Origin of the sequence: Streptomyces sp. NPDC005648, from assembly GCF_040605395.1 — a bacterium.
Lineage (GTDB): Bacteria > Actinomycetota > Actinomycetes > Streptomycetales > Streptomycetaceae > Streptomyces.
In genome coordinates, this window is the sequence record NZ_JBEXCS010000061.1 from 32464 (window position 1) to 57808 (window position 25345).

24 protein-coding genes are annotated in these 25345 nt (G+C 71.8%); 14 read left to right on the forward strand and 10 right to left on the reverse strand.

All coding sequences use genetic code 11. The annotated features are described in order from the left end of the window. Window positions 1-29 precede the first annotated feature (29 nt). Window positions 30-1694: a urocanate hydratase gene (hutU, locus tag ABZT17_RS29685; protein WP_356353148.1), complete on the reverse strand. Its 1665-nt coding sequence runs from the start codon at window positions 1692-1694 to the stop codon at window positions 30-32. A 115-nt stretch (window positions 1695-1809) separates the two neighbouring features. Here hutU and ABZT17_RS29690 point away from each other — a divergent pair, with 115 nt between their 5' ends. From ABZT17_RS29690 to ABZT17_RS29710, 5 genes are all read left to right on the forward strand, one after another. Continuing rightward, a complete protein-coding gene (locus ABZT17_RS29690) occupies window positions 1810-3213 on the forward strand; it encodes a diaminopimelate decarboxylase (RefSeq protein WP_356353150.1) in 1404 nt (467 codons plus the stop codon). 205 nt (window positions 3214-3418) lie between these two features. Then, window positions 3419-3835 (forward strand): hypothetical protein, encoded by a 417-nt coding sequence (locus ABZT17_RS29695; RefSeq protein WP_356353152.1) that lies wholly within the window; start codon window positions 3419-3421, stop codon window positions 3833-3835. Then, window positions 3832-4971, forward strand: a complete 1140-nt coding sequence (locus ABZT17_RS29700) for a hypothetical protein (RefSeq protein ID WP_356353153.1) — start codon at window positions 3832-3834, stop codon at window positions 4969-4971. The genes ABZT17_RS29695 and ABZT17_RS29700 overlap by 4 nt, the downstream gene beginning before the upstream one ends. 22 nt (window positions 4972-4993) lie before the next feature. Then, the gene (locus ABZT17_RS29705; protein WP_356353155.1) at window positions 4994-5512 is read left to right on the forward strand and encodes a roadblock/LC7 domain-containing protein; all 519 of its coding nucleotides are present in this window, start codon (window positions 4994-4996) and stop codon (window positions 5510-5512) included. A gap of 22 nt (window positions 5513-5534) precedes the next feature. Beyond that, window positions 5535-5909: a hypothetical protein gene (locus ABZT17_RS29710; protein ID WP_356353157.1), complete on the forward strand. Its 375-nt coding sequence runs from the start codon at window positions 5535-5537 to the stop codon at window positions 5907-5909. Between the two features lie 13 nt (window positions 5910-5922). On the opposite strand, the gene ABZT17_RS29715 is transcribed toward ABZT17_RS29710, so the two are convergent. From ABZT17_RS29715 to ABZT17_RS29725, 3 genes are all read right to left on the reverse strand, one after another. Further along, a complete protein-coding gene (locus ABZT17_RS29715; protein ID WP_356353190.1) occupies window positions 5923-6477 on the reverse strand; it encodes a hypothetical protein in 555 nt (184 codons plus the stop codon). Between the two features lie 161 nt (window positions 6478-6638). Continuing rightward, window positions 6639-7562, reverse strand: a complete 924-nt coding sequence (locus ABZT17_RS29720) for a MurR/RpiR family transcriptional regulator (RefSeq protein WP_356353159.1) — start codon at window positions 7560-7562, stop codon at window positions 6639-6641. Then, window positions 7559-9076 (reverse strand): aromatic amino acid ammonia-lyase, encoded by a 1518-nt coding sequence (locus ABZT17_RS29725; RefSeq protein WP_356353161.1) that lies wholly within the window; start codon window positions 9074-9076, stop codon window positions 7559-7561. The genes ABZT17_RS29720 and ABZT17_RS29725 overlap by 4 nt, the downstream gene beginning before the upstream one ends. Window positions 9077-9217: 141 nt before the next feature. Here ABZT17_RS29725 and ABZT17_RS29730 point away from each other — a divergent pair, with 141 nt between their 5' ends. The 5 genes from ABZT17_RS29730 to ABZT17_RS29750 all read left to right on the forward strand — a co-directional run bounded on the left by ABZT17_RS29730 (window position 9218) and on the right by ABZT17_RS29750 (window position 13083). Next, window positions 9218-10261 (forward strand): ATP-binding cassette domain-containing protein, encoded by a 1044-nt coding sequence (locus ABZT17_RS29730; RefSeq protein WP_356353163.1) that lies wholly within the window; start codon window positions 9218-9220, stop codon window positions 10259-10261. After that, window positions 10258-10899, forward strand: a complete 642-nt coding sequence (locus ABZT17_RS29735) for an ABC transporter permease (RefSeq protein WP_356353165.1) — start codon at window positions 10258-10260, stop codon at window positions 10897-10899. Before ABZT17_RS29730 ends, ABZT17_RS29735 begins: the two co-directional genes overlap by 4 nt. Before the next feature lies 1 nt (window position 10900). Continuing rightward, window positions 10901-11563, forward strand: a complete 663-nt coding sequence (locus ABZT17_RS29740; protein WP_356353167.1) for an ABC transporter permease — start codon at window positions 10901-10903, stop codon at window positions 11561-11563. A gap of 31 nt (window positions 11564-11594) precedes the next feature. Beyond that, window positions 11595-12524, forward strand: coding sequence for an ABC transporter substrate-binding protein (locus ABZT17_RS29745; protein ID WP_356353169.1), 930 nt, complete (start codon window positions 11595-11597; stop codon window positions 12522-12524). Window positions 12525-12654: 130 nt separating this feature from the next. Then, window positions 12655-13083, forward strand: coding sequence for a hypothetical protein (locus ABZT17_RS29750; protein ID WP_356353191.1), 429 nt, complete (start codon window positions 12655-12657; stop codon window positions 13081-13083). Between the two features lie 367 nt (window positions 13084-13450). On the opposite strand, the gene ABZT17_RS29755 is transcribed toward ABZT17_RS29750, so the two are convergent. Further along, window positions 13451-14839, reverse strand: a complete 1389-nt coding sequence (locus ABZT17_RS29755; RefSeq protein ID WP_356353171.1) for a cystathionine beta-synthase — start codon at window positions 14837-14839, stop codon at window positions 13451-13453. Between the two features lie 149 nt (window positions 14840-14988). Here ABZT17_RS29755 and ABZT17_RS29760 point away from each other — a divergent pair, with 149 nt between their 5' ends. The 3 genes from ABZT17_RS29760 (at window position 14989) to ABZT17_RS29770 (ending at window position 18477) form a co-directional block, all read left to right on the forward strand. Continuing rightward, window positions 14989-16023 (forward strand): SGNH/GDSL hydrolase family protein, encoded by a 1035-nt coding sequence (locus ABZT17_RS29760; RefSeq protein ID WP_356353173.1) that lies wholly within the window; start codon window positions 14989-14991, stop codon window positions 16021-16023. Between the two features lie 179 nt (window positions 16024-16202). Further along, on the forward strand, window positions 16203-17420 hold the full coding sequence (locus tag ABZT17_RS29765) for an acetyl-CoA C-acetyltransferase (protein WP_356353175.1): 1218 nt from the start codon (window positions 16203-16205) through the stop codon (window positions 17418-17420). A gap of 271 nt (window positions 17421-17691) precedes the next feature. Continuing rightward, window positions 17692-18477 carry a hypothetical protein gene (locus ABZT17_RS29770; protein WP_356353177.1) on the forward strand — a complete coding sequence of 262 codons (786 nt, stop codon included), beginning with the start codon at window positions 17692-17694 and terminating at the stop codon, window positions 18475-18477. A 3-nt stretch (window positions 18478-18480) separates the two neighbouring features. On the opposite strand, the gene ABZT17_RS29775 is transcribed toward ABZT17_RS29770, so the two are convergent. Then, entirely contained in the window at window positions 18481-18792 is a 312-nt protein-coding gene (locus ABZT17_RS29775) for a hypothetical protein (RefSeq protein ID WP_356353179.1), read from the reverse strand. 104 nt (window positions 18793-18896) lie between these two features. On the opposite strand from ABZT17_RS29775, the gene ABZT17_RS29780 reads away from it, so the two are divergent. Then, window positions 18897-19127, forward strand: a complete 231-nt coding sequence (locus tag ABZT17_RS29780; RefSeq protein WP_266515704.1) for a DUF4287 domain-containing protein — start codon at window positions 18897-18899, stop codon at window positions 19125-19127. An 86-nt stretch (window positions 19128-19213) separates the two neighbouring features. Here ABZT17_RS29780 and ABZT17_RS29785 read toward each other — a convergent pair whose 3' ends face one another. From ABZT17_RS29785 to ABZT17_RS29800, 4 genes are all read right to left on the reverse strand, one after another. Further along, window positions 19214-20101 (reverse strand): Bax inhibitor-1/YccA family protein, encoded by an 888-nt coding sequence (locus ABZT17_RS29785; protein WP_356353182.1) that lies wholly within the window; start codon window positions 20099-20101, stop codon window positions 19214-19216. A 147-nt stretch (window positions 20102-20248) separates the two neighbouring features. Beyond that, a complete protein-coding gene (locus ABZT17_RS29790; protein WP_356353183.1) occupies window positions 20249-21424 on the reverse strand; it encodes a 4-hydroxybenzoate 3-monooxygenase in 1176 nt (391 codons plus the stop codon). A gap of 151 nt (window positions 21425-21575) precedes the next feature. Further along, entirely contained in the window at window positions 21576-22253 is a 678-nt protein-coding gene (locus tag ABZT17_RS29795) for a hypothetical protein (RefSeq protein ID WP_356353184.1), read from the reverse strand. Window positions 22254-23107: 854 nt separating this feature from the next. Then, window positions 23108-25030 carry a hypothetical protein gene (locus tag ABZT17_RS29800; RefSeq protein ID WP_356353185.1) on the reverse strand — a complete coding sequence of 641 codons (1923 nt, stop codon included), beginning with the start codon at window positions 25028-25030 and terminating at the stop codon, window positions 23108-23110. Window positions 25031-25345: the final 315 nt, after the last annotated feature.

Sequence of the window (25345 nt, forward strand, 5' to 3'; positions counted from 1 at the left end):
GCGCAGGGCGGAGGAGTTGCCGCGCTCCGTCACGCCGTCTCACCTTCACGCATGGGCACCCGCACGCCCCGCTCGTCCGCCACCGACTCCGCGATGTCGTAGCCCGCGTCCACGTGCCGGATGACACCCATCCCGGGGTCGTTGGTCAGCACCCGCCGGACCTTCTCGCCGCCCAGCTTGGTGCCGTCGGCCACCGTGACCTGGCCGGCGTGGAGGGAGCGACCCATGCCGACGCCGCCGCCGTGGTGGATGGAGACCCACGAGGCGCCGGAGGCCACGTTGACCATGGCGTTCAGCAGCGGCCAGTCGGCGATCGCGTCGGAGCCGTCGAGCATGGCCTCGGTCTCGCGGTACGGGGAGGCGACGGACCCGGCGTCGAGGTGGTCGCGGCCGATGGCCAGCGGCGCCGCCAGCTCGCCGCTCGCGACCATGTCGTTGAACCGCTCGCCGGCCTTGTCCCGCTCGCCGTAGCCGAGCCAGCAGATGCGCGCGGGCAGGCCCTGGAAGTGGACGCGCTCACCGGCCATCTTGATCCAGCGGGCGAGGGACTCGTTCTCCGGGAAGAGCTCCAGGATCGCCTTGTCGGTCTTGGCGATGTCGGCCGGGTCGCCGGAGAGGGCCGCCCAGCGGAAGGGGCCCTTGCCCTCGCAGAAGAGGGGGCGGATGTAGGCGGGGACGAAGCCGGGGAAGGCGAACGCCCGGTCGTATCCGGCGAGTCGGGCCTCGCCGCGGATCGAGTTGCCGTAGTCGAAGACCTCGGCGCCGGCGTCCATGAAGCCGACCATGGCCTCGACGTGCCTGGCCATCGCCTCGCGGGCGCGGGCGGTGAAGCCGGCCGGATCCTTGGCCGCCGCGTCCGCCATGTCCTCGAAGTCGATGCCCAGCGGCAGATAGGCCAGCGGGTCGTGGGCCGAGGTCTGGTCGGTGACGATGTCGATGGGGGCGCCCATGGCGAGGAGCTGGGGGACGATCTCGGCGGCGTTGCCGAGGACGCCGATGGAGAGCGGACGGCGGGCGTCCCGGGCCTCGGTGGCCAGCTGGAGGGCGTGGTCGAGGGAGTCGGCCCGCACATCCAGGTACCGGTGCTCGATGCGGCGCTCGATGGCGCGCGGGTCGCAGTCGATACAGATCGCGACGCCGTCGTTCATCGTGACCGCGAGCGGCTGGGCGCCGCCCATCCCGCCGAGGCCGGCGGTCAGCGTGATGGTCCCCGCGAGCGTGCCACCGAACTTCTTGGCGGCGACGGCGGCGAAGGTCTCGTAGGTGCCCTGGAGGATGCCCTGGGTGCCGATGTAGATCCAGGAACCGGCGGTCATCTGGCCGTACATGGTCAGGCCGAGGGCCTCCAGGCGGCGGAACTCCTCCCAGGTGGCCCAGTCGCCGACCAGGTTGGAGTTGGCGATGAGGACGCGAGGCGCCCACTCGTGGGTCTGCATCACGCCGACCGGGCGGCCGGACTGGACCAGCATGGTCTCGTCCTGCTTCAGGGTCCTCAGCGTGCGCACCATGGCGTCGAAGGAGCGCCAGTCACGGGCGGCCTTGCCGGTGCCGCCGTAGACGACGAGCTTGTCGGGGTGTTCGGCGACCTCGGGGTCCAGGTTGTTCTGCAGCATCCGCAGGGCGGCTTCCTGCTGCCATCCCAGGGCGCTCAGTTCCGTACCGCGCGGTGCTCGTACGGGGCGGGGTCCTGACATGGTCTGCCTCCTAGCGGATTATTGATGCCGTTATTCACATCCTGACGTCCTGAATAGAGCTAGTCAATAGAACCGGTGGGCAGCATGGGTACGTCACAGATGTTTGGCTGGACGCATGGACGCGGGCGACGACATCACGGGGGGCGTTGTGGGCTACGGGAACGGCGGCCGGACGGACGGTGCCGCGCGGCGTGACGAAGCGGTGCGGGCGGCCGTGGAGCGGGGTCTGCTCGGACCGGGCACGCCCATTCTGGGCCTGCTGGACGTCGTGGGCATCCGGGAGTCCGCGGCCGAGCTGCGGGCGGCGTTCGACGCGGTGGTGGCGCCCGGCACCCCGGTGCTGCACGCCTTCGCGGTCAAGGCGACCCCGCTGGTGCCGGTGGTACGGCTGCTGCGCGAGGAGGGGCTGGGCGCCGAGGTGGCGAGCCCCGGCGAGCTGGCGCTGGCGCGGGCGGCGGGAGTGCCGCCGCACCTCACGGTGCTGGACTCGCCCGCCAAGACACCGGCCGAGCTGCGGGAGGCGCTGGCGCTCGGGATCGCCGTCAACGCGGACAACCCCCAGGAGCTGGACCGGATCGACGCCCTGATCCGGTCGGCCACCAGCCGCTCACCGATCGGAATCCGGGTGAACCCGCAGGTCGGCGGGGGTTCCATCGGAGCCACCTCGACGGCGACGGCCACCTCGAAGTTCGGGGTGGCGCTGCGGGACGAGGGGGCGCGGGAGTGGGTCGTACGGGCGTACGCGGACCGCCCGTGGCTGACGCGGCTGCACGCGCACACCGGATCGCAGGGCATCCCGCTGTCGCTGATGGCGCAGGGAGTGGCCGAGGTCTTCGCGCTCGCCGAGGAGATCAACCGCCGTCTCGGGCGGCCGCAGATCGACACCCTGGACATCGGCGGCGGGCTGCCGGTGAACTTCGGCTCCGATGTGACGACGCCCACGTACGCGCAGTACGCGCGGCTGCTGCGGGAGGCGGTGCCGGGGCTGTTCGACGGGCGGTACGGGCTGGTGACCGAGTTCGGACGGTCGCTGCTGGCCAAGCACGGAACCGTGGTGGCGCGGGTGGAGTACGCCAAGAGCGCGGGCGGCCGGCCCGTCGCGGTGACCCACGCGGGGGTGCAGGTGGCGACGCGGACGGTGTACGTACCAGCGTCGTGGCCGCTCAGGATCGCCGCGTACGACGCGAAGGGGCGGCCGAAGGAGGGGCCCGCGGTGGTGCAGGACGTGGCGGGGCCGGCCTGTTTCGCGGGGGACCTGCTCGCCGAGGGACGGGCGCTGCCGTTGCTGGAGCAGGGTGACTACGCGGCGGCGCTGGACACGGGCGCGTACTACTTCGCGCACCACTACGCGTACAACTCCCTCGCCCGGCCCGGCATTCACGGCTTCGCACCGGACGGTTCGGGGGGAGTCGCCTTCGCGACCGTGCGGGAGGAACAGCGGCTGGACGAGATCGTGGCCGAGTCGGGTGGGGCGCACGCGGGCGCGCTCACCGCCCTCCGTACCCCCGAGCGCCGTTGACGCACACCCATGGATCCGCGGTTCAACTGCTGGTCCGCGTGCTGGTGCGACCGCGGTTCCAACAGGGCGGGAAACAGGGCGAGTCGACCCACCTTAGTCCTCCGGAGCATGTTCCACCGGAAAATGCCAGATCCCTCACCCGCCGCGCACACGTTGCGTAGTTTCGGCGTCACTCAGCCGAACCCCAGGCGGGAGGGGAGCCACGGTGCCCGGAATCGACGAGTGCCTGCTGGAAGCCATGCGACTGCCCGGCGCGCGCGGCGCCGCGCTGATCGACTGGACCAGCGGGCTGGCCCTGGGCAGCGTGGGCGAGTCGCCGGGCGGCGACCAGGAGGCGGCCGCCGCGGAGGCCGCCGAGATCGCGCGGCTGGCCGCCGAGCAGCACGCGTTCGCGCCCGCCGACGACCCCGGGGCGGAGGACGCGCCGGACGCCGACCCGGCCGATCCGCCGGTCGAGGACCTGATCGTCAGCAACCGGGACAGCTACCACGTGCTGCGGTTCGTGGGGTCCTCCTTCGACGGCAGCTTGTTCCTGCATCTGTGGCTGGCCCGTACGGAGGGCAATCTGGCGATGGCCCGCATCCGGCTGGGCGAGATGGCGGAACGGCTGGTGCTGGCATGACCGCCGTCCACATGACCGAGCCACCGCGGCTGCCGGTGCGCAAGAAGGTGGCCGCCGCCGAGCGCGGCTGGGGCGGGGTCTCGCCGATGCTGACCCGGCTCGCCGCCGAGCGGGCCACCGGCGTCCTGTTCCGTGAGCACGGCACCCTGCACCTCGCCGAGGGTCTGGTGGTGCACGCCGAGAGCCCGTGCGCGCCCGGCCTGGAAGCCCTTCTGACGGCCCACGGCACGCTCGCCGCCGAGGCCTGGCAACAGGCGCTCGGCGAGTCGGCGGCCGACGCCCCCGTCAGCCACGCCGACCACCCCGTGGGCGACCTCGGCCACCACGCCGGTCTCCGGCTGGTCGACGCGGGCCGGCTGGCCCTCGGCGCCTTCGAACTGTGCCGGCTGACGGCCCTGTACGACGCCGCGTACTTCGTCCTCGCCCCGAGCTCGACCCCCGGCCGCTTCCGCTACGGCACCGCGCACACGCCCCCGGGCACGGTCCGGCCGGTCCCCGTGGCCGCCCTGGAGCGCGAGACCCTGCGCCGCCGCGACCTCCTGCACCGCATCTGGCCCGACCCGGCCACCGACGAGGCCCCGCTCACCCTCACCGACCTCCCGGCGGCACCCTCGCTGACCCGCCGACAGCGCACGGTCCTGGCCCAGGCGAACGGCACCCGTACCGCGTCGGACATAGCCAGAGCCCTGGGCCACCTGGCCTTCCACACCCTGGTGGACGTCAGACGCCTGACGGCGGCGGGCGTCCTGACGCCGGTACGCCGACCCGACACGGAGCCGGCACGGCCACAGCCACCCGGCCGGCACAGACAGGACGGCCCGTGGGAGCCACCGCCGCCGAGCCGGGAACCGTCGCCCGCGGCCCCCGGCCACCCCCTGCCGAACACCGGGCAGACACCACCCGGCCCGGGCCAGCCGCCACCGCTGCCCCGCCGGGGCGAGGCGTCCCCCGAACCAGGCCGTGAGCATCCGTACCGCACGGCGGAACGGGTGGGCACGGCCGGACCCGCGCCCGGCGCGCGGACGCCCGCCCACACCGAACGGCCGCCCTCCCGACCGCCGTCGTCCGAACCGCCGCACCCCGACCCCCACATCACGCTGCTGAAGAGGCTCAGAGATGCGCTGGAGGCCCTTTGACCGGTTCGAGAGGAGACCCCCGATGGCTCCCGATCCTCATATCCTCGACGAGCTCCGCCGGTTGAGGGCCCGCGTCCCCCAGCTCACCGGCGCCCTCGCGACCGCCGTCGACGAGGTCGTCCTCGCCCAGGACACCCCCGGTGTCGACCCCCAGGGCGTGGCCGCGCTCACCGCGGCCACGCACGCCGCCGCCGTGAAGCTGGCGGACGCGAGCGGCCAGGGAGACTTCCGCGAGCTGCTCGTCCGCGGGATGTACGGCTATGTGGCGACGTTCACCGCGGGCGGGGGCACCGCCGCGCCCGCCGTACTGACCCTGCTCGCCCAGGACCGGGTGAACGTCGGCCGGCTGCTGTTGGAGGGCCGCCGGGCCGCCACGCGTATCGCCGAGCTCCTCGACACCCACGGCGCACCGGCGGGCCGCGCCAAGCAGCCCAGGCCCGCCAAACCGGCCGCCGCCAAGACGACCGGCACCCGGACCAGAACCCCGCGCGCGCCACGCACCACCACGACCACCAACGCGCGCTCCACCACCGAAAGTTGAAAAGGAACCGAGGAACACACTCATGGCCAACACGGAAACCTGTCTGAAGGAAGCCCTCGCCTCCATCGAGGGCGCGACCGGCGTCGCACTCGTCGACTACACCAGCGGCATGGCGCTGGGCACGATGGGCGGCAGCAAGAGCTTCGACCTGAACGTCGCCGCCGCCGGCAACACCGACGTGGTGCGCGCCAAGATGCGCACGATGGAGCACCTCGGGCTGAAGGGCCAGATCGAGGACATCCTGATCAGCCTCTCCGACCAGTACCACCTGATCCGGCTGATCGCCGGAAGGGGCGGCAACGGCCTCTTCCTCTACCTGGTGCTCGACGCCAAGCGGTCCAACCTGGCGATGGCGCGCCACCAGTTGAAGAGGATCGAGGAGGACCTGGAGGTCTAGCCGGCCGCACGGGTCACACGGGTGCCGCGGTGCGGCGTCGCGCCCCTCCGGGGGCCGCGTCGCCCGCCGCGACACCCGTGCTGCGGTAGGCCTTCACCGTCCTGCCGGCGGGTCGCCCGCCGTCCCCGGCGAGCCAGTCGACCCGCACCCACAGCAGGGCGTCCAGATCCCGCTCGCGCCGCCCGAGCCAGGCGGCCTTCAGCCGGAGGCCCGTACCGGCACCGGCGAGCAGCATCCCGCCCGCGGCCGGTACGACGAGGGAGGCGCCGAGCGCCCCCACGAACGCGAGCAGCAGCCACCAGCGGTGTCCGCGCCGCCAGTTGCGCACACTCACGGCACGGTCCTGCAGCACGTCGTGCTTGCCGGCGCGGGCCGCCGAGCGGGCGAGCCCCATGTAGCGCTTGCGGCGCGTGTACGACACCACGGCCGCCGCCACCACGAACAGCGCGGCCCCCGCCGGCACACCGATCCCGCGCCCGGTGACGCCCGGCACCAGCACTCCGACGCCGGCCGCGAACACCCCGGCCCACCACAGCGGCGCGGCTCCGGCCCGTACGACGACGGCCACCCGAGCCAGCCCCTGGGCCCTGCCCTCTGCGCGTGCCACGTCCGTCCTCCCGTCTCACCTCGGTACGGCATCCGTGAGACGCACGCTAACCAGCAAACGTGAGAGGGATCTGAAAACGGCCGCCCGGGACGACCGCCTCGCAAAGACGCCGTTGCCGGTCCCTACTCCACGAACAGCCCGCGCGCCGCCGCCCGGGCGTCGAACTCCTCCAGCCGGGCCTGTGCGTCCGGCAGGTCGTCGCACATCGCCTCCAGCAGGACACGGCCCAGCAGCATCGGCGCGCAGGCGGTGTCGAAGGCGAGACCGGTGCCGACGGCGGCGGGCAGCAGGAGGTCCGACACCTTGGCGACCGGCGCGAACGCGGAGTCCGCCACGGTCACCACCGTCAGGCCCGCCTCCTTCGCGAAGGCCAGGGTGTCCACCACCTCGCGCGGGTGCCGGGGCAGCGCGAAGCACAGCAGGGCGGTGGCCCCGGCGCGCACGGCGGCCTCGATCCGGTCCTGGATCATCGTGCCGCCCTCGTTGAGCAGCCGGACGTCCGGGTGGACCTTGGCGGCGAAGTAGGCGAAGCCGTAGGCCTGGGAGGCGGCGGCGCGCAGCCCCAGCACGGGCAGCGGCCGGGAGGCGGCCAGCAGCCGCCCGGCCCGCCGCACGGGCCGCGGGTCGGCCAGCAGCTCCGCCAGGTGCCGCAGATTCTCGATCTCGGCCTCGACGGCCTGCTGGTACTCGTTGTACGAGCCCGGCTCGGCGCTCTGCTCGCTGGGCGCGACCTCGCGCAGGTGCTTGCGCAGGGCGGGGTAGCCGTCGAAGCCGAGGGCGACGGCGAAGCGGGTGACGGAGGGCTGGCTGACCCCGGCCAGCTCGGCCAGCTCCACGCTGGAGAGGAACGGCACGTCGGCGGCCTTGCGCACCATGCTGTGCGCGATGCGCCGCTGGGTCGGTGTCAGCCGGTGCCCCTCGAAGAGCGCCTGCAGCCGGGCGGCCGGGCTGTCGGGCACCCCGGTGCCCGTACCGTCGTCGCCCACACCGTTGCCCTCGCCCGTGCCCACGCCGGCGCTCACATCCGTGCTCCTCTCCACGCTCATGCCCCGCTCCCCCTCCAGATGTCCGTGAACCGGTCCAGCAGCCCGGCCGCCGCCGTCACGTCCTGTGTGAGCGGCCGGTCGGCCTGGTCCCGCGCCAGCACCGACTCGGCGAGCTCCAGCGCCCGGCCCACCGGAAGCTCCGGATCGGGCCTGAGGTCACGCTGGTGCAGCGCCCGTACGGCGGCGACGAGTTCGCAGCCGACGACGAGACGGTACGCACGGCAGGCGCGCAGTGTCTGCCGTGCGGCGAGCGAGGCGAAGCTGGCCTGTTCCTCGACGCCCCGGGAGAGTACAGCGTGGCCGAGCGACGCGGGGGCGGAGAAGGCCCGCAGGTCGCCGAGGGCGGCCCCGGCGGCGTACTCGAGGATCATCACGCCGGAGGCGGCCGGCTCCTCGTTGGCCAGGAAGGGGCGCAGGCGGGTGAAGGCCGGCTCGTTGAGGGTGGACAGACGGGAGGTCGACAGCCGGGCCACCTGCACGAGCGACAGCCGGAAGTGGTCCAGGGCGAGGGCGAGTTGGGCCTGGTAGAAGCCGCCGTGGTGGTACGCGGCCATGTCCTCGGGTGAGATGAGGGGGTTCTCGGCGGCGGCGTTGATCTCGACCGCCAGCACCTCCTCCAGGGCGTCTGCCGCGTCGTGCGCCGGGCCGTGGATCTGGGGCAGACACCGGAAGCCGTACGGGTCCTGGATGCGTCCGAGCGGTGGGGTGGGCCGCTCGTCGGCACCGATCAGCTCCCGCATCCGCCGGGCGACCCGGGCGCTTCCGCGGTGCGGCCGGGCGGCGTGCACGGGGGCGGCGTACGCCTCGTGCGAGCCGTCGACGGCGAGCAGCGAGAGGGCGCCGACGACCTGGGTGGCCTCCACCAGGCCGCGCAGCTCGTGCAGGGCGAGCGCGGCCTGGCCGAGGGTGAGGGCGTTGCTGCTGATGAAGGCGAGCGCGTCGTTGTTGTCGAGGGGCTGGGGCTCGGGGGCGCCGGGCTCCTTCCAGGGGTGCTCCCCGGCCAGCGCCAGCCCCACCTGGGCCAGCGCGGCGATGTCGCCCGTACCCACCGAGCCGAACTCGTTGACGACCGGGTACGCGCCGCTCTCCAGCGCCTCGCACAGGGCCGTGACGACGGTCGGCCTCAGGCCCGCGCCGCCCGCCAGGAGCTGGTTGGCGCGTACGGCGAGCATCGCGCGGACCTGGCGGGCCGGGAGCTCGTCGCCGATGGCGCCGGCGTGGCTGCGGAGCAGGCGCAGCCCGTGCTCGGCGGCCGCCTCGGTGGGCACGTCCTCGTTCCGGTTGGCGCCGACGCCGGTCGAGCGGCCGTAGACGCGTCCGGTGGCGGCGATCTGCCGGGCGGCGTCCCAGGACTCGTTCACCCGCTTCATGGCATCGGTCCCGGGGACGGGTCGCGCGCTCCCGTCGGCGAGGCGGACCACGTCCGCGATCCCGAGTCCGATCCCGTCGAGGACCACCAGCCCGGTGTGTCCGACGGACGCGGCTTTCGACGTGTCCACGATTCGAGACGACATCAAGCCCAAAACCTCCTCAATCCGGACACTCGATCTTGCTCTACGGTCATCCGTTACCTCGGATTAACACCGAACCGTTGACAACCTATTCAGCTACCAAGAACTCTGCATGACGTTATACAGCCGGGCAAGGGACAACTCATGATCCAGTTCGATGCGGTCCACAAGCGCTTCCCCAACGGCACGACAGCAGTCCACGACCTCTCCCTGGAGATGCCGGAAGGCGGTGTGACCGTCCTCGTCGGATCCTCCGGTTGCGGCAAGACGACCACCCTGCGGATGATCAATCGTATGATCGAGCCGACCTCCGGCACGATCAAGGTCGGCGGCAAGGACGTCACGCGGCAGGACGCGGCCGAGCTGCGCCGTTCCATCGGTTACGTCATCCAGCAGGCGGGCCTGTTCCCGCACCGCACGGTGCTCGACAACATCGCCACCGTGCCGCTCCTCCTCGGCCACGGCCGCCGCAGGGCACGGGCACGGGCGGCCGAACTCCTGGAGACCGTCGGCCTCACCGCCGACGCCGGCAGGCGCTATCCCCACCAGCTCTCCGGCGGCCAGCAGCAGCGCGTCGGCGTGGCCCGCGCGCTCGCCGCCGACCCGCCGGTGCTCCTCATGGACGAGCCTTTCGGTGCGGTCGACCCCGTGGTGCGCACCCAGCTCCAGGACGAACTGCTGCGGCTCCAGAAGGAGTTGAGCAAGACCATCGTCTTCGTCACGCACGACGTCGACGAGGCCGTCCGCCTCGGCGACCAGATCGCGATCTTCCGCACCGGCGGCCATCTGGTGCAGTGCGCCGCACCCGCCGAGCTGCTCGCCCGCCCGGCCGACGACTTCGTGGCCGACTTCCTCGGCGCCGAGCGCGGTCTGAAGCTGCTCTCGCTGAAGACCCTCGCGGCCGTCCCGCAGGGGGCGGCCCCGGAGGGCGGCGCCTGGACCCTCGTACTCGACGAGGCACGCAGGCCCCTGCACTGGGCGCCGAAGGACACGCGGGACGCCGAGATCCCCGTACGGCCGCTGAAGGACGGCGACTCGCTGCTGGCGGCCCTCGACGAGTCGCTCGCCTCTCCCACCGGACTGGTGGCCCGCGTCGACGCGGACGGTGTCCTCACCGGCGTGACCTCCCGCGACGACATCCACCTGCACGCCGGCCAGGCGCACACGGAAGCGCGGGTGGCCGCATGACCATCGACTGGTCGTGGATAGGCGACCACACCGACGATCTGACCTCCCTCACCCTCTCCCATCTCCAGGCCGCCCTGACCGCCGTCTTCTTCGGCCTGCTGATCTCGCTCCCGCTCGCCGTGGTCGCCCACCGGGTCCGCCCCCTGCGCGGCTTCCTGCTCGGCCTCTCGAACGTCCTGTTCACGATCCCCTCGATCGCGATCTTCGTACTGCTGCTGCCGGTCAGCGGACTGACCCGCACCACCACGGTCATCGGCCTGACGGTCTACACGCTGGTCGTCCTGCTGCGGAACACGGTCGAGGGCCTCGACTCGGTCCCAGCGAAGACCAAGGAGGCGGCCAAGGCGATGGGCACCCGCCCCCTGCGCACCCTGCTCACCGTCGAGTTCCCGCTCGCGCTCCCCGTGATCATGGCGGGCGTCCGGATCGCCACCGTCATGTCGATCTCGCTGGTCTCGGTCGCCACCTACATCGGCGACGGCGGCCTCGGCCAGCTCTTCACCGACGGCTTCCAGCGCGACTTCCCCACCCCGGTGATCGTCGGCGTGGTGCTCACGATCCTCCTCGCGGTGGTCGCGGACGCGCTCCTGGTCGCCCTCCAGTACGTGCTGACCCCCTGGCGCAGGAGGCGAGTCTGACATGTTCGAACTCTTCAAGAACCTCGGCACATGGCTGACCAGCGGCGCGAGCTGGGCCGGCTCGGACGGCATCGCCCACCGCCTCGCCGAGCACCTCCAGTACTCGCTGCTCGCGACCCTCATCGCCGCCGCGATCGGCCTGCCCGTCGGGCTGCTGATCGGTCACACCGGCAAGGGCGCGTTCCTCGCCATCAACCTCTCGTCCTTCGGGCGCGCGCTGCCGACCGTGGGTCTGGTCGTCCTGGTCTTCCTGGCCGGCGGGCTGTCCATGCTCCCGGTCTACGTCGCCCTCGTCGCCCTCGCGGTCCCGGCGATCGTCACCAACACCTACGCCGGCATGACCGCCGTCGACCCGGAGGTGAAGGACGCGGCGCGCGGCCAGGGCATGCGGGGCCACCAGGTCCTGTTCCAGGTCGAGTTGCCGCTCGCGCTCCCCCTGATCATGACGGGCCTGCGCCTGGCGCTCATCCAGGTCGTCGCCACGGCGACCATCGCCGCGTACGTCTCCTTCGGCGGCCTCGGCCGCTATGTCTTCGACGGCCTCGCCCAGCGCGACCTCGTGCAGGTCCTGGGCGGCGCGGTGCTGGTCGCCGTGGTCGCCGTGGCCCTCGATCTGCTGCTCTCCACCCTCCAGCGCCTCCTCTTCCGCCATCGCGCCGCCTGAGGCACCCGGACTACCGCTTAGGGAACCCCTGATGAACCGACGTACCCTCCTCGGCGGCCTGTTCGCGGCCGCGTCCGTCCCCGCGCTCTCCGCCTGCGCGAGCGGCATCACCTCGCTCGACAGCCAGGGCTCCGCCTCCGGTGGCGGCGGCTCCAGCAAGGGCGGGCTCACCATCGGCACCGCCAACTTCACCGAGAACCAGGTCCTCGGCTACCTCTACGCGGCCGTCCTGAAGCAGGCCGGGGTGAAGGTGAAGGTCCGCCCCAACCTCGGCACCCGCGAGATCGTGATCCCGGCCCTCAGGGGCGGCGACATCGACCTGCTGCCCGAGTACCAGGGCGCCCTGCTCAACTACCTGGCCCCGAAGGACAACTCCTCCGAGCCCGGCACCATGCAGAACGCCCTCACCCTGGCGATGCCCGGCGGCCTCCAGGTGCTGCCCTACGGCCAGGCGGCCGACTCCGACTGCTTCGTCGTCACCCGGGCGACCGCGCGGAAGTACGGCCTGACCACCCTCGCCGACCTCGCCAAGCAGAACGGCAGGCTGGTCATCGGCGCCGCGCCCGAGGTGAAGAAGCGCCGGGTGGGCGCGGTCGGGCTGAAGGACGTGTACGGCGTCGAGTTCAAGGAGTTCAAGTCGCTCGACTCGGACGGGCCGCTGGTCAAGGGCGCCCTGAAGAAGGGCGATGTGGACGTGGCGAACCTCTTCACCACCGACACCGACATCGCGGCCAACGGCTGGGTGGTGCTGACCGACCCCAAGAACCTCATCCCCAGCCAGCACATCGTCCCGCTCATCGCCGACCGCAAGGCCGACGACACCGTCCGCAAGGCCCTCGCCAGGCTCGGCAACGTCCTCACCACCGAGCAGCTCACCCAGCTCAACAGCCTGGTCGACAACGACAAGAAGGACCCCGAGGACGTGGCGAACGCCTACGCGAAGCAGCACGGGCTCGCCTGACCTCCCGCCCCCTCGGGGGCCGCGCGGTGAACCCCCTCATCGACAGGGGGGCTATCCCCAGTGCGGCCGCCGCTCCCGCTGCCTACCGTGGTGTCCCATGACAGGAATGGGGACGGGGACGGAGATCGGTATGGACGCGCGCGACGCCGAGCTCAAGAAGGAGCTCAACGCCACCCTGCAGGCGCGCAGGGAGCTGGGTGAGGAGTACGAGTCCGCACTGGTCGACTCGTTCCTGGAGAAGGTCGACCAGCGTATCGACGGGACGGTCGAGCGCCGGGTGCGGCGGCAGATGGCCGAGCAGCAGATGGTGGTGGCCCGGGGCTCACGGGCGCCGAAGGCCACGGACTCCTGGGGCGAGCGCTTCGGCTTCGGCGTCGTCTCCCTGGTCCTGGCCATCCCGCTCTCCGCGATCGGCGGCGGTATCGCCCACTTCCCCGGCCTGCTCGCCGCGTGGGCCGGCATCGTGGGCGTCAACTTCGCCCAGGCCGCCCGCACCAACCCGGGCCTCTTCGGCCACCGCCGGCGCGACCGGAAGAACGAGGACCGCTGGGAGGACTGACGCCCGGTCGGGGGGTGCCGGAGGAGAAGTCGGTCCCGGAAAGAGATGTGCGCGGGGACCGCCGCACCCCCGTTGCCGGGGGGCGGGACGACGGCGGTCCCCGCGAGGGACATGGACCGGGTCAGGGCCAGGTCTCACGTCCGGCGTCCATGGAGGTCCGGGAGCCGCTCCGGAGGTCCTTGGACGTTCGGTGCCGGCTGGGGCGGGGAGCCGCTCCCGCCCTGCCGACACCCACTAATGTGCCGGACCCGTGTTAAGCGTGTGCTGCGTGGACGTGACACGCTCGTACCACTTCGACGAAGTCCACCGATTCGGTGGGCAAACGCAAGTTCGCCTCCCGCACCGGCCCTTCACCGCAGGTTTCCCGCTACTTCCCGCTCTTGGCGAGGAAGGCCAGCAGGTCCTGCCGGCTGACCACCCCGGTCGGCTTGCCCTCGACCAGGACGATCGCCGCGTCCGCACGGCCCAGCACCGACATCAGGTCGCCGACCGGCTCACCGGAGCCGACCTGCGGCAGCGGGGCCGACATGTGCTTCTCCAGGGGGTCGGTGAGAGAGGCCCGCTGGGTGAACAGGGCGTCGAGCAGCTCCCGTTCGACGACCGAGCCGACGACCTCCGCCGCCATCACGTCCGGGTGACCGGCGCCCGGCTTCACGATCGGCATCTGCGAGACGCCGTACTCGCGCAGCACCTCGATGGCCTGGCCGACGGTCTCGTCCGGGTGCATGTGGACGAGCGACGGGATGGCGCCGTGCACCTTGTCGCTGAGGACGTCGGCGACGCGCGCGCTGGGACCCTCGTCCTCGAGGAAGCCGTAGTCGGCCATCCACTCGTCGTTGAAGATCTTGGAGAGGTAGCCGCGTCCGCTGTCGGGCAGCAGTACGACCACCACGCCGTTCTCGTCGAGCCGCTCGGCGACCCGCAGCGCCGCCACGACCGCCATACCGCAGGAGCCGCCGACCAGCAGGCCCTCCTCCTTGGCGAGGCGCCGGGTCATCTGGAAGGAGTCCTTGTCGGAGACGGCGACGATCTCGTCCGCGACCGTGCGGTCGTACGCCGTCGGCCAGAAGTCCTCACCGACGCCCTCGACGAGATACGGCCGCCCGGAGCCGCCGGAGTAGACGGAGCCCTCGGGGTCGGCGCCGACGACCTGGACCTTGCCGTCGCTGGCGTCCTTCAGGTACCGGCCGGTGCCGGAGATGGTCCCGCCCGTGCCCACACCCGCCACGAAGTGGGTGATCCTCCCCTCGGTCTGCTCCCACAGCTCGGGGCCGGTCGAGTGATAGTGGGAGAGGGGGTTGTTGGGGTTGGAGTACTGGTCGGGCTTCCACGCGCCCGGCGTCTCGCGCACCAGCCGGTCGGAGACGTTGTAGTACGAGTCCGGGTGCTCGGGGTCGACGGCGGTCGGGCAGACGACGACCTCGGCGCCGTAGGCCCGCAGCACGTTGATCTTGTCGGTGCTCACCTTGTCGGGGCACACGAAGATGCACTTGTACCCCTTCTGCTGGGCCACGATGGCCAGCCCGACGCCGGTGTTCCCGCTGGTCGGCTCGACGATCGTGCCGCCGGGCTTGAGCGCGCCGCTCTCCTCGGCCGCCTCGATCATGCGCAGGGCGATGCGGTCCTTCACGGAGCCGCCCGGGTTGAAGTACTCGACCTTGGCCAGGACGGTCGCCTTGATGCCCCTGGTCACGCTGTTGAGCCTCACCAGCGGGGTGTTGCCGACGAGGCTGATCATCGAGTCGTGGAATTGCACCGTTGTCTCCGGATGCTGCAAAAGAAGTGGTCGTAGTGGTTCCGCCAGGGTACGGCCCAGAAAGGTCGTGCACTCCTCGTTGAGATTGGCGAACGGTCTGTACGGGGCAAGGAGTGGATGTACGGCAAGGACGGAGGTGGCGGCGACGTATGACGAGCATGTCGAGGGCGCGGGTGGCCCGGCGCATCGCGGCCGGTGCCGCGTACGGCGGCGGTGGGGTGGGGCTGGCCGGTGCGGCCGCCGTCGGCCTGCTGCTGGCCGAGGTGCAGCTGGCCAAGCGGCACGTGGGCAACGGTTCCGGCGGGCGGGTGCCGGTGGCGGACGGTCTCTACGGCACGGCGTACACCGTCCCCGACGAACCCCCGCTGCGGCTGACCATGCTCGGTGACTCGACGGCGGCCGGCCAGGGTGTGCACCGGGCGAGCCAGACGCCGGGCGCGCTGCTCGCCTCGGGCCTGTCGGCGGTGGCGGAGCGGCCGGTGCAGCTGCACAACGTGGCCCTGCCCGGCGCCACCTCCGACGACCTGGACCGCCAGGTGGCCCTGGTGCTGGCCAACCCCGCCCTGCTGCCGGACGTCTGCGTGATCATGGTCGGCGCCAACGACGTCACCCACCGCATGCCGGCCACCCGCTCGGTGCGTCATCTCTCGGCGGCGGTACGGCGGCTGCGTACGGCCGGCGCGGAGGTGGTCGTCGGCACCTGTCCCGACCTGGGCACGGTGGAGCGGGTGCAGCAGCCCCTGCGCTGGCTGGCCCGCCGGGCCTCCCGGCAGCTGGCGGCGGCCCAGACCATCGGCACGGTCGAACAGGGGGGCCGCACCGTGTCCCTGGGCGATCTGCTGGGCCCGGAGTTCGAGGCCAACCCCCGCGAGCTCTTCGGCCCCGACAACTACCACCCCTCGGCGGAGGGCTACGCCACGGCCGCGATGGCGGTCCTCCCGACGGTCTGCGCGGCCCTGGGCCTGTGGCCGGCGGAGGAGGAACGCCCGGACGTCTCCCGCCGCGAGGGCTTCCTGCCGGTGGCCAGGGCGGCCGTGGAGGCGGCGTCCGAGCCCGGCACCGAGGTCACCGCCGCGATGCCGACCGGCCCGCGAGGGCCCTGGGCACTTCTCAAGCGGCGGCGGAGGCGGCGGGTGCCCGAGCCGACGCCGGCCACCCCGTCCCCGATCTCTCCGGCACCGTAAAAAAGCAAGCGCTTAGACATTTGAGGTCAGGGTCACACCGCCGTACACGTGACCCTGACCATACGTACGGGTAACTTCCCAACCAGCCCTGCCCGGAGAAATCCCGTACTCCCACCCGCCACCCGACCGCCGCCCCTCAACGAGGCGCTGCGCGCCGCCCCTTCTTATCTGGAGCCGTGATGCCCGAAGCCGTGATCGTCTCGACCGCCCGCTCCCCCATCGGCCGCGCCGTCAAGGGCTCTCTGAAGGACCTGCGCCCCGACGACCTGACGGCCACGATCATCCAGGCCGCCCTCGCCAAGGTCCCCGAGCTGGACCCGCGCGACATCGACGACCTGCACCTCGGCTGCGGTCTGCCCGGCGGCGAGCAGGGCCACAACCTCGGCCGGATCGTCGCCGTGCAGATGGGCATGGACCACCTGCCGGGCTGCACCATCACCCGTTACTGTTCCTCGTCGCTCCAGACGAGCCGGATGGCCCTGCACGCCATCAAGGCCGGCGAGGGCGACGTCTTCATCTCGGCCGGTGTCGAGATGGTCTCCCGCTACGCCAACGGCAGCTCGGACATGCCCAGCGGCCGCAACCCCCTCTTCGGCGAGGCCGAGGCCCGTACCGCCGCCACGGCCGCCTCCGAGGGCTCCACCTGGCACGACCCGCGTGAGGACGGCCTGCTCCCCGACCCCTACATCGCGATGGGGCAGACCGCGGAGAACCTGGCCCGGCTCAAGGGCGTCACCCGCCAGGACATGGACGAGTTCGGCGTGCGGTCGCAGAACCTCGCCGAGGAAGCCATCAAGAACGGCTTCTGGGAGCGCGAGATCACCCCGGTGACGCTGCCCGACGGCACGGTCGTCAGCAAGGACGACGGCCCCCGCGCCGGCGTCACCCTGGAGGGCGTCGCGGGCCTCAAGCCCGTCTTCCGCCCCGACGGCCTGGTCACGGCCGGCAACTGCTGCCCGCTGAACGACGGCGCCGCCGCGGTCGTCATCATGAGCGACACCAAGGCCCGCGAGCTGGGCCTGACCCCGCTCGCCCGCATCGTGTCGACCGGTGTCTCGGGCCTCTCCCCCGAGATCATGGGCCTCGGCCCGGTGGAGGCCTCGCAGCGCGCCCTGCGCCTGGCCGGCCTCACCATCGACGACATCGACCTGGTCGAGATCAACGAGGCGTTCGCCGCCCAGGTGATCCCCTCCTACCGGGACCTGAACATCCCGCTGGAGAAGCTGAACGTGAACGGTGGCGCCATCGCCGTCGGCCACCCCTTCGGCATGACCGGCGCCCGCATCACCGGCACGCTCATCAACTCCCTCCAGTTCCACGACAAGCAGTTCGGCCTGGAGACGATGTGCGTCGGCGGCGGCCAGGGCATGGCGATGGTCATCGAGCGCCTCAGCTGAGCACTCCGTAACCGTCGGAGCACCAACCGTGAGCCTGTGGCCCGGAGTCGGGGAAACCCCCGCGCTCCGGGCCGATTTGTGATCCAATCTCCCCCAGGATGTGACCTATCTCCCTTACGGGAGGTATCTGCGCAGGTCAGTGGCGTTGCACCACTAAACTCCGGGCCCAAATTCCTGTCCGTTTCGTGACGTTACGCACTGACAGCTGGTTAGTCCACCCTTCAAGCTGATGTAGGAAGTCGGGGGTCGACTTTGAACCGGGAGTACGTCAGTGAGCGCCATGCCGATCGCCTTGCTGCTCATCACGGCCGCCACGGGCGCCGTGGGCGTCGCCGTCCTGCGCACCCTCATGGTGCTGCGCCGTGAGGTCGCCGCCCTGCACACCCAGCTCGCCGAGCAGCGCGTCCCGCACGGTTTCGTGCCGGCCGCCCGGCTCTCCACCGAGGCCGACCAGATACGCGCAGCGGTCGCCGAGGCGCTCGCCGAGGAGCGCGAGCGTGAACTGGCCGAGGCGCGGGCCTTCTGGGCCGCCCAGGAGGCGCGTGACGTCTCCGACGCGCCCTCGCTGCTCGGGCTGCCGGACAGTGAGCTGTTCCTGCCCCGGCAGAGCGACTTCGTCGGCCTGGAGCCGCTGGAGCCGGTGACCGAGCCCTCCGCGGACGCCGACGAGTTCGCCGGGGACTCCCCCGAACTGGCCGCGGCCCGCCGCCGGCACCCCTCGCACCCGGACTTCGTACCGGTCCAGTCACCGGTCGCGAACGACCATGAGCGCACGGTGGCCACGCTGGAGGAACTCGCCGCGTCCCGTGTCGAACTGGCCGACGTCCGCCCGGGCCCGCTCGGCACCCTCGACGTCTACGTCTTCGCCGACGGCACCACGTTGTGCATGACCCCGGGTCACCGTGAGACCGCGGAGCGTCTGGCCGCGGCCCTGCGCGCCGGTGAGACCCCGGTCCTGCTGGGCGGTTCCGGGATCTCGGGCGCGTACACGCTGACGTTCGAGTGCGGCGAGGAGAACGTCTACATCCTGGCGGACAGGGTCATAGCGTCCCTGTAGCGATCACACACCGGCGCGCCGCTGTGCCTGTGCGATCAGTTCCATCACTTCCTCGACCTGGCCCTCGTCCGTGAGGACGAGGGCCAAGTCATGTACGGCCACGGTGATTTGGTCGGCCGCCGCGAACATCCCCGCGTCCGGCATCTGCCGTGGATCCGTCCCGGGCTCCTCCAGCACCTGCGCCCGGCGGGCCATTTCCCTGGCCAGTTCAAGGGCCTCCGAGGCCGCCCCGCGTTGCAGTCGGCTCTGCGGCGCCGCCCTCAAACGGTCGGCGAAGTGATCCACGGCTCGCGTCAAGGGCGTCGTATCAACCACGGAACGAGCGTACGCGCCGCCGCAGGACTGTTGCCAACAGGCGAACGCTCAGGCACGGTGACCTGAAGGACCGGCTTACATCCCCTTTGCGTCCGGAGGCGCCGATGTCCCACGTCCTCTCCGAGGAGACCCACCGCAACATGCTCGCCCGCATCCCCCATTGCACCGGTCGTGAAGTGTCCGACTGGCTGCGCACCGTCGAAGAAGGCCCCGCTCTCTTCCGCTTCGAGGAGAAGGTCAGCTGGCTCCGCCACGAGCACAACCTCGCGTACGGCCACGCGAAGGCGATCATCCACGAGTACGACCTGAGGAGGGCCGCGCGCAAACTGCTCTAGGCGCGCACCAACACCCCATACATGCCGAAGGGCCCCGGGTGCGAACCCGAGGCCCTTCGCGACCGCCGCCGGACGGCTGGAGCCGGCTAGTCGCTGCTGTTGAGGATCGCGATGATCCGCAGGAACTCCATGTAGATCCACACCAGCGTCAGCGTGAGGCCGAACGCGGCCAGCCACGCCTCCTCCTTGGGCGCGCCGTACGCGATGCCGTCCTCGACCTGCTTGAAGTCCAGGGCGAGGAAGCAGGCGCCGAGCAGCACACCGACGACACCGAAGAAGACGCCGAGCGGGCCGCTGCGGAAGCCGAGGCCGTCACCGCCGCCGAAGACCGCGAACAGCATGTTCACGACCATCAGCAGCACGAAGCCGAGCGCCGCCGCCATCACGAAGCCGTAGAAACGGCGGTTGACGCGGATCCAGCCCGCCCTGTACGCCACCAGCACACCGGCGAAGACCGCCATCGTGCCGATCACGGCCTGCATGGCCGCGCCGCTCGCGATGCGGTTGTCGACGACGCTGGAGACGACGCCGAGGAAGACACCCTCGAACGCGGCGTACGACAGGATCAGCGCGGGCGAGGCCTTGCGCTTGAAGGACTGCACGAACGCCAGGACCATGCCGACCAGCGCGGCGCCGACACCGATGCCGTAGGAACGGCTGAGGTTGGCGTCGTCGACCGGCAGCAGCGCCCAGGCGAGCGCGGCCGTCACGATCAGGGTGCCGAGGGTGGACGCGGTGCGCAGGACGACGTCGTCCATGGTCATCCGGCCGGTGGTGGCCGGGGCCTGGGGCGGGGCGCCGTACTGCAGGTCCTGCTGGGCGTACGGGTTCTGGGCGTACGGGTTGCCCCCCGCGTAGGGGTTGGCCTGTGTGCCGACAGCGGGACCCCCGGCCTGCGGCGCGGTGTTGAAGCCCGCGTAGCCGTTGTCGCGGCTGAACCCCCGTCGCGAGAAGACCGGGTTTCTGCTCCTCATTTCACTCCTCCATGGCCGCACGACGCGGCCTTGGCCTCAAGAGTAATGGGTAGGCAAAGGATTGACCCTACTGCTTGGGGAGGATCTTTCCCTCGTCGTGCTGCGCAACACGCTACGCGGGTCCGTGATTCCCCTCACCGGAGGGGCTCACTCCAGCGGGAATCCCGTGTATCCCTCGGCGAGGTCGGTTTCGGCCGCGCGGGAGCCGGCGATCCGGTCGAGACGGGCGAGCTGGAGGCGGGCGTCGAAGGGGGTCGCGTCCGGGGCCGGGTGGAGCATCGTCGTCATGTCGTACGAGAACCGCTCGGCCTGCCAGACGCGGCGCAGACAGGTCTCGGAGTAGGCGTCGAGCAGCTCGGCCGAGCCCGTCTCCTTCCGGTGGGTCACCGCGCGCGCGAAGGTGACCACGTCGCCCACCGCCAGGTTCAGGCCCTTCGCGCCGGTCGGCGGCACGATGTGGGCCGCGTCGCCGGCCAGGAAGAGCCGGCCGTGGCGCATCGGCTCATGGACGTGACTGCGCATGGGCGTGACGGACTTCTGGGTGATCGTCCCGCGCTCCAGCTTCCAGCCGTCCTCGGTCTCGAACCTGCGCTCCAGCTCGTCCCAGATCTCCTCGTCGCCCCAGGCCTGGGCGTCCGTGCCCTCGGGGACCTGGAGGTAGAGACGGGAGACGGACGGGGAGCGCATGGAGAGAAGGGCGAAGCCGCGGTCGTGGCGGGCGTAGACGAGCTCGTCGTGGGAGGGCGGTACGTCGGCCAGGATGCCGAGCCAGGCGAAGGGGTACGTCCGCTCGAAGACGCGGGTGAGTTCTGCGGGGATCGCCTTCCTGGCCACGCCCCAGAAGCCGTCGCAGCCGACGACGTACTCGCACTCCAGCACCTCCTCCCGGCCCTCGTGGCGGAACCGGACGGAGGGGTTGTCGGTCTCCGCCCCGAGCACCTCCAGCGCCTCCGCCTCGAACAGCAGCGGGCCGCCTTCCTTGAGCTGGAGGGCGATGAGGTCCTTGCACACCTCGGTCTGGGCGTACACCATCACGGACCGGCCGCCGGTCAGCCCCGGGAAGTCGACGCGATGGCGCTTCTTCTCGTACCGCAGCTCGATGCCGTCGTGGCGCAGGCCCTCGCGGTCCATGCGCTCCGCGGCGCCGGCCGCGCGCAGGACGTCCACCGTGCCCTGTTCGAGGATTCCGGCGCGCTGGCGGTGTTCGACGTAGGAGCGGTCGCGGCTTTCGAGGACGACCGAGTCGATGCCGGCGTTGTGGAGCAGACGGGCGAGGAGGAGGCCGGCGGGGCCGGCTCCGATGATGCCGACGGTGGTGCGCATCCCGGATCCTTCGGTCACGTTGTTCGTATAGTGAAATTTATTTCACTATCTTCGGATGACCGAGTCTGCTCCCGCCTCCAGGCGGTGTCAATGGTGTCGGCCGACCGCCGCACCGCTGGGGGCTGGTGCGGCGGTCGGAGTCCGTGCCGGATCAGCGGACCGGCGGCCAGCCGTCCAGGTGGCGGTGGAGCGTGACGTCGGGCTGTACGTCGCCCTTCGGCGCGCTCGCCACGGCGTCCTTCAGGATGGCGTTGACCTCGGCGGCGAGACCGTCCGCCTGGGTCCTGAGGTCGGCCGCCGGCACCGAGGACCGGGTCAGGGCGTCCAGCCGGCGGTGGACGTCGGCGAGCTTGCGCTGGGCGTCCGCGCTCAGTTGCAGCGGCCTGGGCGTGGAGACCACGAACTGGTAGGCACCGGCCAGGGTCTGGCAGCCCGTGCACTCCTTGTTGACGGCGTCACTGAGGTTCAACGCCTTCAGGTGCGCGTGCTCTCCGGCGACCGTGACGATCTGGAACGACAGCGCCACGGACCGGCAGGCGTCGTCCGCGGAGCATCCGGCGGAGACGGCGTTGGCCTGGTTGCGCGCGGTGGCCGCGTTGACGGTGCCGAACTGCCGCACCGTGAACGAGTCCCGGGCCTGTGTGTGGTGCGCCCGGTCCGCGTGGGTGAACACGTGGTCCGACGCGAACGCGGCGTGCGAGACCCCGGTGGCGGCCTGCGCCGGCACAGCGGTCGCGGCCCCCGCGACTCCGGCCGCGAACAGCCCTATCCCCAGCGCCCGACGCGCCAACGGATTACTGACCGGCCGATTCTTTCGATGACTGCTCAAGAGAACTCCTTGCTGGATGGAATGGGTGGCGGGGGCGAGAGGTGCGGTGGCGGGGGGTGCTGGGGCTACGGCGAGTTGTGCGGCCGCGGGAGGTGCTGGGCTGCGTCGCGTTGTGCGGCGGCGGGAGGTGCTGGGCTACGGCGAGTTGTGCGCCTCGGGGCTCATGAGCGCCGGGGCGAGTGGTGCGGCGGCGGGAGCGGAGGGCAGGTCGCCGGAACAGGCGGGACTGGCCGTCCGACGGCCGGGCGGGGTGGGTCCGTTCACCCCGGTCCGGCTCGGCCCTTCAGCAGACCCCCGCCGCTCCCGTCGCTCCGGGGAGGCCGGTGCCGACCGTCCCCGTCGCTCCGAGGAGGCTGGTTTCGGCCGCCCCCGGCCGACCTGCTTCAGTCGGCGCGGAGGCCGCCCCTCCCCCCGAGCTGCCCGCCCCTCCCGGCCTTTCCGGGGACGTCCACCCCGTCGCGGCCGACCAGGGTCGCGGGTTCCTCGGGCTCGCGGGGAGTCCCTCTGCCGCGCCGAGCGGCAGGAGTTCCCGATCACCGGCGCCCAGTCGGCCCCGTCGCCCGACAGGAGCCCCCGGACGCCCGCGCCCCGTTCTCGAGACACCCCCGTTCTCAAGACGCCCCCGCTGACCAGCCGGAGGCTGAAGCCGAGGTCCGGTCCGCCGGGGCTGACCCGGCGTCCGTGGCCCCTCCCCCACACGCCCCCGGTGACCAGCCACGAGGTGAAGGCGAGGTTCGGTCTGGCGGGGCTGACCCGGCGTCCGTGGTCCCTCCCCCACACGCCCCCGGTGACCAGCCACGGGGTGAAGGCGAGGTTCGGTCTGTCGGGGGTGACCCGGGGTCCGCGGCCCGTTCTCAAGACGCCCCCGGTGATCCGCTCGGTGGTGGGGCCGAGGTGGTGGGGGGCGGGGAGGGTGGGGTGCTTTCCGTGGGGGTCGGGGTGGTGGGTGGGGTGCTCGGGCCGCCTCCGGTGCCCGGGGCGGACGCGGTCGGGCCGTCCGTCGGGCCCTGACTGGTGGTCGCCGGTGCGCTCTGGGTGCCCTTGGTCGGTTTGGCCGACGCCGGGGCCGAGGCGGTCGGCGAGGCCGACGTCGTCGTACTCGCCGAGGGGCCCGCCGAAGGGCCGCCGCTCGGGCCGGTGCCGGCCGACGTGGCCGACGGGGAGAGCGAGGCGCCGCTGTGGCCCGCGCCGCCGTGTGAGCCCGTACCACCCGGCGTCGACGCGTCCTGCGGGGCCGGCGGCTCGGTGGAGACTCCGGGCTGCAGGATCGGGGCGATGGGCGGCTGCTTGGGCAGGGGCTTCGGCGTGATGCCGGAGACCCATGCGTAGCTCAGCCCGGTGAGGCCCACGAGAGCCAGGGCGCAGAGGGCGATACGGAGGCGGGGCCGGCCGTTCGTGGAGCGTTTCGCGGCCCGGAAGAGACGCCCGCCGATCTTCACGGAGAGATAGATGACCCCCGCCATCGGGCACAGCAGCATGACCGTGCCGATCACCCCGACGAGCCCCGCCACGATCTGCCCGTCGGCGAACGCCTGGCCGGTGCCGACCACCTGCTCGGCCAGCGACCGCGTCATCGTGGCCAGGATCCGCGGCAGATTCCACAGCGCGTACCCGAGCTCACCGACGATCAGCGGCACCATCGTCAGCACCCAGGTGGCGACGATCGTGCGCGCCGACTTCTTCAGCCCCGCGACCTCCTGCCGCGCGGCCCGCCCCTTCGCACCGGGCCACAGGCTCAGCAGGATCGGCTTGATCTTGCCGTAGAGGTCCGGGACCCCCGCGAGGTCCCCGAGGATGTAGTAGCCGTCCAGCCGCACGGCCGGCATCAGCTGTTCGAGGATCTCGAAGTGCCCGAGATAGACCGCCGCCAGGAAGAACCCCTGCCCGGTCGCGAAGTACGCCCCCGCCATCCCCAGCATGAAGACGACGTTGAAGTACACCCCGCCCAGGTCCGTGCGGATGCGCCCGCCGCGGCCGATCCGGTAGACGTCGGTGACGTCGGTGTACATCGACGGCCAGATCAGGAAGAGCCCGCAGCCGATGCAGCCCGGCCGCGCGCCCCCGTACTTGCACGCCGACGCGTGACCGAACTCGTGGAAGACGAGGGAGGCCACGGTGAGCACGAACACGATCAGGATCAGGACCGGCTGGTCGAGCACCTGGAGGACCGGTTCGATCGCCCCGAAGAAACCGAACAGCCAGACGTCCATCGCCACGGCCGACACCAGGACGGCGACGACCACGAACGGCCGGTGCAGCCAGGCGAGCGCCCGCGCGATCCGTGCCGTGCGCTTCTCGTTGAAGATGATCCGGTGCCCCTTGAGGGCGAGCAGCAGGTCGGAACGCGGCGCGTCGACCTCGTCCCCCTCCTGCCCCTCGGGCACCGTCACCCCGAGCGGTTCGAGCTTGTTCTCCACCAGGTAGCGGACGTTCTCGCCGCTGACCTCGCGGCCGAACCGCGCGCTGACCCGGTGGGCGATCGTCTCGACGTCACGCAGCCCGTCGATGCTCGATGCCACCAGGTACAGCAGCCGGGACAACTGCACGACCTGCCCGTCCCCCCGACGGGCGATGTACTTGGGCTCGGTGAATCCCGAGCCCTGGTACTCGCCGTGCAGCCGCAGTCCCGCGCTCAGCCGTGGCGCCGGCGGCGGTGGCTGTTCGACGACCGGCAGATGGCCGGTCGCGACCTGCTCGTAGGTCACCGGCCAGCCGCCGGGTCCGGGCACGGGCCCGGTGTCGTACAGCGCCGCCGGGCCGTTGCCGAGCACTGTCATGCGTGTCTCCCCCCAGGAGTACTCGCCACTTCCCCATGTCCGCGCCGCTTTCCCCCCGGAAGCGCGACGGGTTCCCCCCGGAACCGAAGTGGCAGATGTGGCCGCGGGGGCGGGCCGGGCCCTCTTCTACGCGGTCCGCCCCCGTGGCCGTCCCAGCTGCGCTGCCGCTACTGCTGGACGGTGATGTTCTGCGAGGCCGAGGACTCGGCGTCCGACCACGAGCTGTGGTCGTTGACGGCCGCGGACTCGTTGTGCGCCGAGATGTTGGCGACGTGCTTGGTGACGTTCACCGTCTTGCCGAAGCTGAACTTCAGC